A 12050-nucleotide genomic window follows, 5' to 3' on the forward strand; every position below is an offset into this window, starting at 1 on the left:
ATCCTTTCTGGCTGGGTCAGGCCGCGGGGGCCTGGTGGTAGACGGAGTGCCAGACCTCGTTACGGATTCGCCCGAACTCGGGCGAAAGCCGCATCTCCTCGGTCCTCGGATAGGGCAGGTCCACGTCGATGACCCGCTGGATGCGGCCGGGCCTGGCCGCCATCACGACCACGCGCCTGGCCAGGTAGACGGCCTCGTCCACGTCGTGGGTGATGAACATGACCGTGCGCTGCTCCTGGCTCCAGGTGGCCAGGAGCTGGTCCTGCAACTGCACCCGGGTCAGCGCGTCCAGGGCGCCGAACGGCTCGTCCATGAGCAGGACCTGCGGGTTGACCGCGTACGCGCGGGCGATCGCGCAGCGCTGCTTCATGCCGCCCGACAGCGTCTTGGGCAGCGCGTCGGCGAAGTCGGACAGGCCGACCAGCTCGATCGCCCGCTCGGCGCGTCGCCTGCGCTCGCCGGCGGGCAGATCGGCCAGCTTCAGCCCGAACTCGACGTTCTTGCGCACGGTCAGCCACGGGAACAGCGCGTACTGCTGGAAGATCACGCCGCGCTCTGGTCCTGGACCGGTGACGGGCACGCCGTCCACCAGCACCTCGCCCGCGCTCGGCTCGACCAGCCCGGCGGCCATGCTCATCAGCGTGCTCTTGCCGCAGCCCGACGGGCCCACGACCGTGACGAACTCGCGGTCGGCGACGTCCAGCGAGACGCGGTCCAGCGCGGTGAAGGTTTCGTCCTTCATCGGGTACGTCTTGACGACGTCCCTGAAGGAGATCTTGGCGTTCAACGGCGCTCCTGCCAGTCGGTGAGGCGGCGCTCGGCGAGCAGCAGCAGCCGGTCCATCACCAGGCCGAGCACGCCGATGGCGATCAGGCCCACGAAGATCGTGGACAGGTCGTAGTAGAGCTGGGCCTGCTGCATCCGGAAGCCCAGGCCCTCCTGGGCGGCGATCAGCTCGGCGGCGACCAGCGTGCCCCAGGCCGAGCCGAGCCCGACCCGCATCCCGACCAGGATGAACGGCGTGGACGCCGGTACCACGACCTTGAGGAAGATGGTCCTGTCGGACGCGCCGAGCACGCGGGCGGCGTTGATGAGCGTCTTGTCCACGTCCACCACGCCCTGGAACGTGGCCACCACGCTTGACAGGAACGACGCCAGGAAGATCACGAAAACCTTCGGCACCTCGCCGATGCCCAGCAGCACGATGGCCAGCGGAATGATCGCCAGCGGCGGGATCGTGCGGAAGAACTGCACGTAGGGCTCCAGCAGGCCGCGCGCCGTGGCGTACCAGCCCATCAGGAAACCGATCGGGACGGCCAGCAGGGTGCCGAGCAGGAAGCCCAGCAGCACCCTGCGCAGGCTGGCCAGCGCGTCGCCCAGCAGCGTGCCGTCGGCGATCAGCTCGCCCGCCCTGGCCGCCACCTGGAGCGGACCCGGCAGGCCCTGCACCCCGATCGTGGCCAGCAGCGTCCACACCAGGAGACCGATGGCGACCGCGACCAGATTGAGCACGATGGCGCGCTGTGAACGCCCGGGGCCGCGCCGCGCGGTCGCGGGCGACTTGGCCAGCGCAGTGACCTGACTCATGGGCTCCCTTCCTGCTGGTAGAGGCCGGGGGCGAGGTCCTGGCCGGCCGGGTAACGCGCGAGCAGCGGGGATTCGTGCAGCACCAGGGCGATGCCGCCGAGGGCGCCCGCGACCTCGCCGAGCGTGGCGCGGCGCAGGCTCACCCGGTGCAGGGAGACCGGCATGACGTGGGCGCTCAGCGCCCGCTCGATGGGGTCGAACAGCGCCTCGCCGGTCTCCGCCAGCTCGCCGCCGATCACGATCACGCTGGGGCCGATCGCGTTGCACACGGCCGCGAGCACGCCGCCGATCGCCACGCCGACCCCGTCCAGCAGGCCGAGCGCCCTCGCCTCGCCCGCCTTGACGGCCTTGACCAGTTCCGGTACGTCGTCCGCCCTGCCGCCTTCGGCCCGGTAGGCGTCCAGCACGGCCCTGATCGAGGCCACGGTCTCCAGGCAGCCGGTGCCGCCGCAGTCGCAGCGGGCGCCGTCCCGGTCGACCGTGATGTGGCCGAACTCGCCCGACAGGCCGTACGCGCCGCGGTGCAGCGACCCGCCGACCACCAGGCCGCCGCCCACGCCGTGGGACAGCCGCAGGTAGAGCACGTCCCGTCCGCCGGCCGCCGCCCCCCAGATCGATTCGCCCAGGGCTGCCAGGCGGGTGTTGTTGTCGAGCAGCACGGGCACGCCGAACCGTTCGCGCAGCAGGAGCTGCACGCGATGGGGGACGGGCTCGCCCCCGTCTTCGGCCTCGAGGCCGTCCTGGCCGGGCCCGCCCGCAGCCTCCTGGCCGCTCTCGCCGGGGACGGCCTCGGCGTCGGGGCCGCTGACGGGGCCGACCACGCCGACGCCGATCGCGCGCAGGGCGCCGAGCCGCAGCCCGCCGCCCGTCAGGGTGCCGACCAGGCGCTCGGCCAGGTCCACCCGCTCCTCCCACGGCAGATCGGCCGCGTGCGGCTCGCTGGCCGCTCCGACGATCTCGTGTGCCAGGTTGACGGCCGCCACGTGCAGCCCGCGCCGGGCGAAGTCGATGCCGATGGCCTGGCCGGCGTCCGGGTTGAGGGTCAGCGTCTCGGCCGGTCTGCCCCTGCCGCGCGGGGTGTCCTGCGGGCTGGCGGTGACGACCGCATCCTCGGCGACCAGGTCGGCGAGGATGTCGTACAGGGTGGTTCTGGACAGCCCGCAGTGTTTGCCCAGTTCGCCCCGGCTGAGCGGCCCATGCTTGCGCAACAGACCGAGCACGAGCTCTTCGTGCCCGCGCCGGAGCTGGGACAGCGGGCCACGGGAGTGTGACATGGTGCAGAGTCTGCCGACGGCCCCTGTTTTTCGTCAATAACCCGGAAAAATACCGATCCGTCCGGTCGCTGGCCCTGCGGCCTGCGGGAACGCGCCCGCGAAAGGATTCGTGAGCGCCGCGTAACGTTCCCGTAACGAGCTCAGTCGCGTGGCGGTACCGTCATTTCGCCGAGCTCCGACCAGTCGTCCTGCGGAACGGTCGTGTTGACGATCCTGGGCGTCTCGGCCAGGTGGGGCGGCAGCGTCTGCTGGGCCTGCTTGAAGTGGGCCGACTGCACGTGCGCCGCCCCCGCCTCGCCGTCGCGGAACGCCTCGACCAGGACGTACTCGTTGGAGTCGTCGAGGCTGCGCGACCAGTCGAACCACAGGCAGCCCGGCTCGGCGCGGGTGGCCTCGGTGAACTCCCTGGAGATCTCCGGCCAGCGGTCGGCGTGCTCGGGCAGAATGCGGAACTTGGCGGTAATGAAGATCATAGAATCGGCTCCATCGGTCGGTTTCCGTGAGCATGAGCCTATCGACGGCATCCAAGCTTTTCCTACCAAAAGTGTGGGATACTCCTCGGGTGAGTCTGGACAGGATCCGCTCGTCGAGCGCCCGAGCCGATTCCCCGCTGACCGCCGCCATCCTCGCGGGCCGGTGGATCAGGGACGCCGCGGTCGACGACGAGCACGGCAAGCGCTGGCTGGCCAACCCCGATCCGCGCGGCGGGTCTGCGGTCAGCCCTGAACCCTGGTCCCTGTACTCGGGGGCGGCGGGCATCGTGCTGTTCTTCCTGGAGTTGGCCGAGGTCAGCGGCCATGAGGCGTACCTGGAGGACGCGCGGGCGGGCGCGCGAAGGCTCGCCGCCACCTGGCGCGAGCAGGACGACCTCTCGCTCTACCACGGGCTGACCGGCACGATGGTCGCGCTCATGGAGGCGGGCTGGGCGCTGGACGAGAGCGCGTTCGAGGTGGAGGCCAGGGCCATAGCCGACCTCATCGTCGAGCGCGGCGCGGGCGCGTCGTGGTCGCGCGACCCCGCCCAGCGCGGCGAGGGCGGCATCATTCTCGGGCTGCTGCGGGCCGCCGCCCACTTCGGCGTGCCCGCCTACGAACGGGCGGCCGTCGAGGCCGGTCTGCGCATCGCCCGCCTGCCCGTTCCCGGGCACGTCTTCGGCGACTGCGCCGACCTGCCGGTCGACGCCGTCACGCCAGGCTTCCTGGCCGGTACGGCTGGCACGGCGTTCCTGCTCGCCCGCCTGTATGGGGTCGCGGGCGACGAACGTTTCCTGTTCGCCGCGCGCAGCGGCGCCGCCTTCGTCCGCGAGGTCTGCGCCGTGGGCGACGGCGGCGCGGTCGTCCCGCACCATGTGCCGCACGCCAGGGGCCTGCACTACCTGGGGTTCTGCTCGGGCTCGGCGGGCGTGGCCAGGATGTTCTACGAGCTGTACCGGGTGGCGGGCGACCCCGGCGACCTGGACTGGGTGGAGAGACTGGCGCGCGGCATCGTCGGCAGCGGCGTGCCAGGCCGCCGCACCGAGGGCTACTGGAACGTGGCCTGCCAGTGTTGCGGGACGGCCGGCCTGATCGAGCTGTTCGTCGGCCTGTGGGCCGCGACGGGGCGGGAGGAGCACCTGGAGTACGCCCGCAGGCTGGCCACCGACCTGATCGGCCGGGCCACCGACCACGACGGGCGGGGTTACCGCTGGTACCAGGCGTATCGGCGGCTGCGTCCAGAAGAGGTGACGGCGGACACCGGCTACATGGTGGGCGCGTCCGGCGTCGGCGCGGCGCTGCTGCACCTGGACGCGGCGGGCCAGGCGGACCGGCCGCGCCGGGTGATCCTGCTGCCCGACAACCCGTTCCCCGCGATCCCGGTGCCCGCGTCGGCGCTCTAATCCATGTAAATCATGTAGGGAATATTGACTTTAGGGGTCCCGGCTCGTACGTTCTTAGGCATGATCCAGGCCCGCCACACGATCAAGATCAGCATCCGGAACGTGACCAAGACGTTCCAGGCCGGGGCCTTCGCCGCGCTGTCGGGCCTCGACCTGGACATCCACGAAGGGGAGTTCCTGGCGATCGTGGGTCCGAGCGGCTGCGGCAAGTCCACCCTCCTCGACCTGATCGCCGGGCTGAGCACCCCCACGTCCGGCGAGATCGACGGCGCGCCGGGCGCCGACTTCCAGCAGTACGCGCTGTTCCCCTGGCGCACGGCCCAGGCCAACGTCGAGTTCGGGCTGGAGGTCAGAGCCGTGCCGGGCGGGGAACGGGCGCGGCGGGCCAGGGAGCATCTCGCACTCGTCGGACTGGGCGGGTGCGAGGGCCGCTATCCGTACGAGCTGTCCGACGGCATGCGGCTGCGGGTCGCCATCGCCCGCAGCCTGGCCTTCGACCAGGACGTGCTGCTGATGGACGAGCCGTTCGCCGCCCTCGACGCCCGGACCCGCCGATCACTGCAGGACGACCTGCTACGCGTGTGGCGGCACACGGGCAAGACCGTCGTCCTCGTCACGCACGGCATCGACGAGGCCGTCCGGCTGGGGCAGCGGGTCGCCGTGATGACCTCCGGCCCCGGGCGGATCAAGGAGATCGTCGACGTGACCTTCGACGCCCGTGCGAGCGATCCGCGGGCCGACCCGGCCTTCCGCGAGTACCGTCACCGCATATGGAGCCTGCTGCGCGATGAGACGGCGGCGCGGGAGCGGAAGGTGGCGATCGCGCATGGCTGAGCAGCGACCGGGGGAGCGGTTCCCCGGAGACGTCCACTGGTACGACCTGCCCGACGACGAGGCCGAAGACGAGACACCGGACCCCGACGCGGCTTCATGGAGGACCCCTTGACGAGAAAGCTCCACCTCAACGCCTTCCTCATGGGCGTCGGCCACCACGAGGCGGCCTGGCGCCACCCGCGTACAGAACCCGCCCGCCTCACCGACGTCCGCCACTACCAGGAGCTCGCCAGGATCGCCGAGCGCGGCAGGCTCGACTCGGTCTTCCTCGCCGACGGCGTGGCGCTGAACGGGGACGTGCGCCACAACGCGCTCGACAGGCTCGAACCGCTGACGCTGCTGTCGGCCCTGGCCGCCGTCACCGACCACATCGGGCTCATCGCCACCGTGTCGACCACCTACAACGAGCCCTTCCACGTGGCCCGCAAGTTCGCCTCGCTCGACCACATCAGCGGCGGCCGGGCCGGCTGGAACATCGTCACCTCCGCCGGCGAGGCCGAGGCGCGCAACTTCGGCGTCGTCCGGCCCTCGCACGCCGACCGCTACGCCAGGGCGGGCGAGTTCCTGGAGGTGGTGCGCAAGCTGTGGGACAGCTGGGAGGACGACGCCATCGTCGGCGACCGCGCCGGCGGGCACTACGCCGACACCGGCAAGATCCACGCCATCGAGCACCTCGGTGAACACTTCTCCGTCAGCGGCCCGCTGAACACCTCCCGCACGCCCCAGGGCCATCCGCTCCTCGTCCAGGCCGGCTCGTCGGAGGACGGCAAGGAGTTCGCCGCCCGCCACGCCGAGGCCGTCTTCACCGCGCAGCAGACGCTCGCCGACGGCCAGGAGTTCTACGCCGACCTCAAACGCCGCCTCGCGGCCCACGGCAGGCGGCACGAGGACGTGCTGATCCTGCCGGGCATCTCGCCGATCATCGGCTCGACCGAGCGGGAGGCGCTGCGGCTGGAGAAGGAGCTGGAGGACCTGATCATCCCCGCGTACGGGCTGGCGCAGCTGTCCCGCATGACCGGCCTCGACCTGACCGAGGACGACCTGGACGCGCCGCTGCCCGACGTCCCGGCGGAAACCGACGGCGCGCAGAGCCGCCGCAAGCTCGTCGTCGACCTGGCCAGACGCGAACACCTCACCGTCAGGGAGCTCATCGGCCGCCTGGCCGGCGGTCGCGGCCACCGCGTCGTGGCGGGCACGCCCGCGCAGATCGCGGACCAGATGCAGGAGTGGTTCATGAACGGGGCGGCCGACGGCTTCAACGTCATGCCGCCCATCCTGCCGGGAGGACTGTCCGACTTCGTCGACTACGTCGTGCCGGAGCTGCAGGTCAGGGGCCTGTTCCGGTATGAGTACGAGGGGCGCACGCTCCGCGGCAACTACGGCCTGCCCAGACCGGGCTCCCGCTACGCCGCGCTGGCGGTGGCTCCATGAGCATCGTCGTCGTGGTGGGCAACCCGCGTCCCGGCTCCCGCACCCTCAGCGTCGCCGTCGAGGCCGCGCAGGCGATCGGACGGCGGGTCGGGGCCGCGCGGGCGTACGACGTCGTGGATCTGTCGGGTTTCGGCCCGCAACTCCTCGCGGCCGGGACGGCGCCCGAGGTGGCCGCGGCGCTGGAGCGGGTCCGGGATGCGAGCGTGCTGGTGGTGGCCAGCCCCACCTACAAGGGCACCTACACCGGGCTGCTGAAGGCGTTCGCAGACCGCTTCCCGCCGGACGCCCTGGCCGGCAAGGTGGCGCTGCCGGTGCTGGTCATGGGGGACCCCAAGCACTCGCTGGCGGTGGAGGTGCACCTGCGGCCGCTGCTGGTCGAGTTGGGGGCGATCGTGCCGACGCCGGGGCTGGCGGTGCTCGAATCGCAGCTCCCGGAACTGGACGCGTATCTGACGCCCTGGGCTGATCGGGTAGCGCCGCAGGTGGCGTCGGTCCTCAAGGAACACGCCCTGCCCTGACGACGAACAACGCACCGCAGCCCCGGCCACGCCCCTTGCGTCGAAAGAGGGATGAGTTCTAGTCTTCTAGAAGACTAGAAGGAGCCTTTGATGATCAGCGCACTTCGCACGGGGCCGTACTTCGGCCGGTTCGGGGGTCGGTTCGCGCCGGAAGCACTGGTGCCCGCCCTGGACGAGCTGGACACCGCATTCCGGGACGCCCTGCAGGACCCCGACTTCCTCGACCGGCTCGACACCCTGCACCGCACCTACACCGGCCGCCCGAGCATCCTCACGGAAGCGCCGTCGTTCGCGCGGCACGCCGGGGGTGCACGCGTCCTGCTCAAACGCGAGGACCTCAACCACACCGGCTCACACAAGATCAACAACGCGCTGGGCCAGGCGCTGCTCACCCGGCGCATGGGCAAGACGAGAATCATCGCCGAGACGGGAGCCGGGCAACACGGCGTGGCCGCCGCCACCGCCGCGGCGCTGCTCGACCTGGAGGCGGTGGTCTACATGGGCGAGGTCGACATGGCCCGCCAAGCCCTGAACGTCGTCAGGATGCGCCTGCTCGGTGCCCGGGTCGTCCCCGTGACGTCGGGTTCGCGCACCCTCAAGGACGCCATGAACGAGGCCATGCGCGACTGGGTCACCAACGTCGAACACACCCACTACCTCATCGGCTCCGTGGCGGGCCCGCACCCGTTCCCGACGGTGGTGCGCGAATTCCAGCAGGTTATCGGGGCTGAGGCACGCCGGCAGGTGCAGGAGCTGACCGGACGCCTGCCCGACGTCGTGTGCGCCTGCGTGGGCGGCGGCTCCAACGCCATCGGCGTCTTCGGCGCCTTCCTGGACGACCCCGGCGTCGACCTGGTGGGGCTGGAGGCGGGCGGAGCCGGGCTGGAGACCGGCAGGCACGCAGCGTCCATCTCCGGAGGGACGCTCGGCATCCTGCACGGGATGCGTACATACGTGCTGCAGGACACCCACGGCCAAACCCTGGAAAGCCACTCGATCTCGGCGGGGCTCGACTACCCGGGCGTCGGGCCGGAACACGCCTGGCTGCACGAGACCGGCAGGGCGCGCTACGAGGCGGTGTCCGACGCCGAGGCGATGGAGGCGTTCGAACTGCTCTGCAAGACCGAGGGAATCATCCCGGCCATCGAGAGCGCGCACGCCCTGGCCGGCGCGATCAGGGAGGGACGGAGGCTGGGCCCGGACGGGATCGTCCTGGTGAACCTCTCCGGACGCGGCGACAAGGACATGGACACGGCCGCCCGCCACTTCGTCTTCGAGCGGACGGAGGGCTCGGTATGAGCGTGCGCGAGGCCATCGAACAGGCAAGACGAGAAGGACGGGCCGCGCTCATCGGCTACCTGCCCGTCGGCTTCCCGGACGTCGCCACGTCGGTGGCGGCCATGAAAGCCATGGTCGCCGGCGGCGTGGACGTGGTGGAGGTCGGACTGCCGTACTCAGACCCCCTCATAGACGGCCCTCTGATCCAGCGGGCCACCGAGGCCGCGCTGGCCGCCGGGACAACACCCCAGGACGGAATCGCCGCCGTCCGCGCCCTGACCGGAACGCCCGCGCTGATCATGACGTACTGGACGCTCGTGGACCGGTACGGCGTCGAGCAGTTCGCAGCGGGCCTGGCGGCGTCGGGCGGCGCCGGCTTGATCACGCCCGACCTCATCCCGGACGAGGCAGCCGAGTGGCACACGGCGGCGACCCGGCACGGCCTCGACCGCGTCCACTTGGTGGCACCCACCTCAACCCGGGAACGCATCGCCCTGGCGGCAAGGTCGTCGCGCGGCTTCCTGTATGCGGCCTCGCTGATGGGCGTGACGGGGGAGCGGGCCCAGGTGAGCGCCGGGGCGAAGGACCTGGTGACCCGAGCCAGGGAGGCCACCGACCTGCCCGTGTGCGTGGGACTCGGCGTCGGTGACGGAGCCCAGGCCGCCGAGGTCGCGGGTTTCGCCGACGGGGTGATCGTAGGGTCGGCCTTCGTCCGCGCCCTCATGAACACCCCGGACGTGCCATCGGGCCTGGCCGCGGTGGAGGCAATGGCCCGGGAACTGGCATCCGGCGTACGCCACCGCTGGTCGTAGGCGGACGAACGGGCAGAAACCGTCAGTGCGAAGGTGCGCGAAACCGCAGGTCGGACAACGGAGATGCTACGAAGAGTATGCGCTTCTATCGCATTAGGTGCAGGCTACTTCGCATCCCCACCGAGGATGCGCAGCCACAACGACTCGGCATGCCTATTGATCATCCCCTCGGTCTCGGTGATTACCGTGTGGCTGGTACTCCTGTCGTGGCGGCGGATGAAGGACAGGCCGCCGGTGGCGCAGTATTCGTAGACGAGCTGCGAACAGTTGCAGGTGCTCGCCCGCACGCGTACTTGCTGAGCGCGTGAGATGGACGGGTACCAGTCGATGAGCGTGGACTGCGGGGTTCCGGGCGCCGCATGAATGCCGTGGTAGTCGTCGTGTTCAAACATTGAGCCTGCCCTCCTGTCTGTGAACAAGGTCTACGAAGGTGCCGCGGTCGTCGGCGACGTCTGGTGAAGGTCGTCGTTCATTTGGGCATCGGTGACCGAGATGTCCCGGCGAACCCCTTGTCGCTGCGGAACATGGCCCACGCAGGGAACTCCGCCCGGAGCTCCAGATCTTCGCCCTTCAATGCCATGGCAACAGCGTACGAGGTGCGCCCCAGTGATGTCTATAGGTGTCTATAGGGCCATCCCGTGAACGATGGGGAATCGCAGGTTCCTACAGTGACCGTGTGATGGAGTTCCGCGAGGATCAGCCCAGGTGGAAGCAGGTCGCCGAGGTGATCCGACAGCGCATTGCGGACGGGGTGTATCGCTCTGGATCGCGCGTGCCAAGCGAGAACGATCTGATGCAGGAGTTCGGGATCGCCCGGATGACGGCGCACAAGGTCATGCGGGCGCTTCGGGAAGATGGCGCGATCTATACCGTGCGCGGTATGGGCAGCTTCGTGAGCCCTCCCGGCGGGAGCGAGGGGCACACTGAAGGCGAGTGAGCCCGCGACCACGGGACTCCTGACGACTGCTCCTGGTGCTCCCACGAGCGCTTCGCCGAACTGGCGGATGCCCTCTGCTTCAACTGCGTCTGCGGCCAACCTCCACGAAGGCCCCGCGTTCCCCTTGGCCGAGCGCCTCACCGGGATCACGCTGACGCCAGCAATTGCTGGAGGAGCTCACGTACCTGTGCGGAGTCGTTCCCGAACCGAGGTAAGCAGAACCCGCGGTCCGCGACCCCCCAAGGGTTGGCTGCGGCCAGCGGACCGCTCCGCTTCAAGCTCCTGCGGGCTCCGCGGGGACACCGTTCTCCGCTGGCCTGCCATCATCTGGGAGGAAGGACTCTTCCGCTCCAAGAGTAGGGAGGTGGTCGACAACAAGGAGGGCGTGACTGTCGATAGCCTGATGGTTCACGCTCAGGGGCTCGACTCCGATCGGTACAAAACTCGATACCTCTTCAACATCAACTTGTCCGATTACGTCAGATCGATGGCCTGCGGCACCGCGTCCTACCTGGACCACAAATCAGGATGCGTGTTCCCCCTCAACAACCCGACGCTTCAGTTTGTCTACAACGCCGGATATGATAGGGCGTACGAGCGCTACTGGAAAGTATGCTACGACTCCGAGAATACGCACCCGTACTTTTCTTGCAATGGGAGCAGGAAGAAACGTATACGCGGCTGCGACCCTGATATGACGATTATTATGACCTCCCATGGCTGAAGTGCTGCGTTTCTACTATGAAGGCGAACCCGAGCCGCAGGCTCCCGAAGAGTGGGAAGCGTTCATGAACGACCCTGAACGCTCCCGCAGCTATCCGGAACCGCCCGCTCCTCGGGACATCACCGCGGAAGAACTGCTGGCCCAACAGCAGGCGGTAAACACGCGATCGATTGTCAAGACCACCGACCTGCTCGACACTCCTCCGGAGCCGAGCGATCCGCCTGCCGAGGACACTGACCCACCGACAGTGGTTGCCGCGGGCCCTGACAAGGACGCGACCGGCGTACCACTCAACACTGAGATCTGGGCCGTGTTCAGCGAATCGGTCACCGAAGCGCAGATGGCGTTGAAGGGACCCGACGGCAGACCGGTCGCAGGCGCCTCCCGGCAGGAGAATGCGGACATCGCCTCCTTCGGGCCCGAACAGTTGCTGGCCGTCAATACTCACTACACCGTCGAGGTTTCTGGCGCCAAGGACGCAGCCGGCAACGTCATGCCCAACCCTCATAACTGGTCATTCACCACAGGGGAGACCACAACCCCCGTCGGCCCACCGACCGAGCATGCGGTTGGCTGAGTAGCGTAACGGCGGTCAAGGCAACTGGCATCCGGCGTACGCCACCGCTGGTCGTAGGTGAATGGGCAGTTTTCGGACTACGGACGTATGCTTTCATATCGTGCAACCTAAGTTGCCTTAACGCATGCAACCTCGGTAGCCTACACTGATGATGAGGAAGCGGGATCTGGAGCGGCGGATGCGCAAACTCGCCAAGGAGTAC

Annotated in this window: 14 protein-coding genes; 9 read left to right on the top strand and 5 right to left on the bottom strand. The window is 69.3% G+C overall.

The window, feature by feature from the left end; genetic code table 11:
- Positions 1-16: 16 nt before the first annotated feature.
- From ACFOY2_RS01695 to ACFOY2_RS01710, 4 genes are all read right to left on the bottom strand, one after another.
- Positions 17-787: an ABC transporter ATP-binding protein gene (locus ACFOY2_RS01695; RefSeq protein WP_379526084.1), complete on the bottom strand. Its 771-nt coding sequence runs from the start codon at positions 785-787 to the stop codon at positions 17-19.
- Positions 784-1587, bottom strand: coding sequence for an ABC transporter permease (locus tag ACFOY2_RS01700; RefSeq protein ID WP_379526085.1), 804 nt, complete (start codon positions 1585-1587; stop codon positions 784-786). The genes ACFOY2_RS01695 and ACFOY2_RS01700 overlap by 4 nt, the downstream gene beginning before the upstream one ends.
- Positions 1584-2861 carry an ROK family transcriptional regulator gene (locus tag ACFOY2_RS01705; protein ID WP_379526086.1) on the bottom strand — a complete coding sequence of 426 codons (1278 nt, stop codon included), beginning with the start codon at positions 2859-2861 and terminating at the stop codon, positions 1584-1586. The genes ACFOY2_RS01700 and ACFOY2_RS01705 overlap by 4 nt, the downstream gene beginning before the upstream one ends.
- Positions 2862-3001: 140 nt before the next feature.
- Positions 3002-3334, bottom strand: a complete 333-nt coding sequence (locus ACFOY2_RS01710; RefSeq protein ID WP_379526087.1) for a putative quinol monooxygenase — start codon at positions 3332-3334, stop codon at positions 3002-3004.
- A gap of 89 nt (positions 3335-3423) precedes the next feature.
- Here ACFOY2_RS01710 and ACFOY2_RS01715 point away from each other — a divergent pair, with 89 nt between their 5' ends.
- From ACFOY2_RS01715 to trpA, 6 genes are all read left to right on the top strand, one after another.
- The gene (locus ACFOY2_RS01715; protein WP_379526088.1) at positions 3424-4737 is read left to right on the top strand and encodes a lanthionine synthetase LanC family protein; all 1314 of its coding nucleotides are present in this window, start codon (positions 3424-3426) and stop codon (positions 4735-4737) included.
- Positions 4738-4797: 60 nt separating this feature from the next.
- Positions 4798-5571: an ABC transporter ATP-binding protein gene (locus tag ACFOY2_RS01720; RefSeq protein WP_379526089.1), complete on the top strand. Its 774-nt coding sequence runs from the start codon at positions 4798-4800 to the stop codon at positions 5569-5571.
- Positions 5572-5667: 96 nt separating this feature from the next.
- Positions 5668-7002: an LLM class flavin-dependent oxidoreductase gene (locus tag ACFOY2_RS01725; RefSeq protein ID WP_379526090.1), complete on the top strand. Its 1335-nt coding sequence runs from the start codon at positions 5668-5670 to the stop codon at positions 7000-7002.
- On the top strand, positions 6999-7520 hold the full coding sequence (locus ACFOY2_RS01730; protein ID WP_379526091.1) for an NADPH-dependent FMN reductase: 522 nt from the start codon (positions 6999-7001) through the stop codon (positions 7518-7520). The genes ACFOY2_RS01725 and ACFOY2_RS01730 overlap by 4 nt, the downstream gene beginning before the upstream one ends.
- Positions 7521-7610: 90 nt before the next feature.
- Positions 7611-8819, top strand: a complete 1209-nt coding sequence (trpB, locus tag ACFOY2_RS01735; protein ID WP_379526092.1) for a tryptophan synthase subunit beta — start codon at positions 7611-7613, stop codon at positions 8817-8819.
- The gene (gene trpA, locus ACFOY2_RS01740) at positions 8816-9610 is read left to right on the top strand and encodes a tryptophan synthase subunit alpha (RefSeq protein ID WP_379526093.1); all 795 of its coding nucleotides are present in this window, start codon (positions 8816-8818) and stop codon (positions 9608-9610) included. The genes trpB and trpA overlap by 4 nt, the downstream gene beginning before the upstream one ends.
- Before the next feature lie 104 nt (positions 9611-9714).
- Here the strand turns inward: trpA and ACFOY2_RS01745 are convergent, their stop codons facing one another.
- A complete protein-coding gene (locus tag ACFOY2_RS01745; RefSeq protein WP_379526094.1) occupies positions 9715-10002 on the bottom strand; it encodes a hypothetical protein in 288 nt (95 codons plus the stop codon).
- 287 nt (positions 10003-10289) lie between these two features.
- Between ACFOY2_RS01745 and ACFOY2_RS01750 the strand changes: the two genes are divergently transcribed.
- The 3 genes from ACFOY2_RS01750 to ACFOY2_RS01760 all read left to right on the top strand — a co-directional run bounded on the left by ACFOY2_RS01750 (position 10290) and on the right by ACFOY2_RS01760 (position 11848).
- Positions 10290-10547: a GntR family transcriptional regulator gene (locus ACFOY2_RS01750; protein WP_379526441.1), complete on the top strand. Its 258-nt coding sequence runs from the start codon at positions 10290-10292 to the stop codon at positions 10545-10547.
- 364 nt (positions 10548-10911) lie between these two features.
- Positions 10912-11271, top strand: coding sequence for a hypothetical protein (locus ACFOY2_RS01755; protein ID WP_379526095.1), 360 nt, complete (start codon positions 10912-10914; stop codon positions 11269-11271).
- Entirely contained in the window at positions 11264-11848 is a 585-nt protein-coding gene (locus tag ACFOY2_RS01760; protein ID WP_379526096.1) for an Ig-like domain-containing protein, read from the top strand. Before ACFOY2_RS01755 ends, ACFOY2_RS01760 begins: the two co-directional genes overlap by 8 nt.
- The last annotated feature ends 202 nt before the right edge of the window (positions 11849-12050 follow it).

Source organism: Nonomuraea purpurea (assembly GCF_042650645.1).
Lineage (GTDB): Bacteria > Actinomycetota > Actinomycetes > Streptosporangiales > Streptosporangiaceae > Nonomuraea > Nonomuraea purpurea.

Excerpts from the sequence above, each read along its gene's own strand:
- ACFOY2_RS01700 (WP_379526085.1), bottom strand. The coding sequence starts at position 1,587 with ATGAGTCAGGTCACTGCGCTGGCCAAGTCGCCCGCGACCGCGCGGCGC.
- ACFOY2_RS01705 (WP_379526086.1), bottom strand. The coding sequence starts at position 2,861 with ATGTCACACTCCCGTGGCCCGCTGTCCCAGCTCCGGCGCGGGCACGAA.
- ACFOY2_RS01710 (WP_379526087.1), bottom strand. The coding sequence starts at position 3,334 with ATGATCTTCATTACCGCCAAGTTCCGCATTCTGCCCGAGCACGCCGAC.
- ACFOY2_RS01720 (WP_379526089.1), top strand. The coding sequence starts at position 4,798 with ATGATCCAGGCCCGCCACACGATCAAGATCAGCATCCGGAACGTGACC.
- ACFOY2_RS01725 (WP_379526090.1), top strand. The coding sequence starts at position 5,668 with ATGGAGGACCCCTTGACGAGAAAGCTCCACCTCAACGCCTTCCTCATG.
- ACFOY2_RS01730 (WP_379526091.1), top strand. The coding sequence starts at position 6,999 with ATGAGCATCGTCGTCGTGGTGGGCAACCCGCGTCCCGGCTCCCGCACC.
- trpB (WP_379526092.1), top strand. The coding sequence starts at position 7,611 with ATGATCAGCGCACTTCGCACGGGGCCGTACTTCGGCCGGTTCGGGGGT.
- trpA (WP_379526093.1), top strand. The coding sequence starts at position 8,816 with ATGAGCGTGCGCGAGGCCATCGAACAGGCAAGACGAGAAGGACGGGCC.
- ACFOY2_RS01745 (WP_379526094.1), bottom strand. The coding sequence starts at position 10,002 with ATGTTTGAACACGACGACTACCACGGCATTCATGCGGCGCCCGGAACC.
- ACFOY2_RS01750 (WP_379526441.1), top strand. The coding sequence starts at position 10,290 with ATGGAGTTCCGCGAGGATCAGCCCAGGTGGAAGCAGGTCGCCGAGGTG.
- ACFOY2_RS01760 (WP_379526096.1), top strand. The coding sequence starts at position 11,264 with ATGGCTGAAGTGCTGCGTTTCTACTATGAAGGCGAACCCGAGCCGCAG.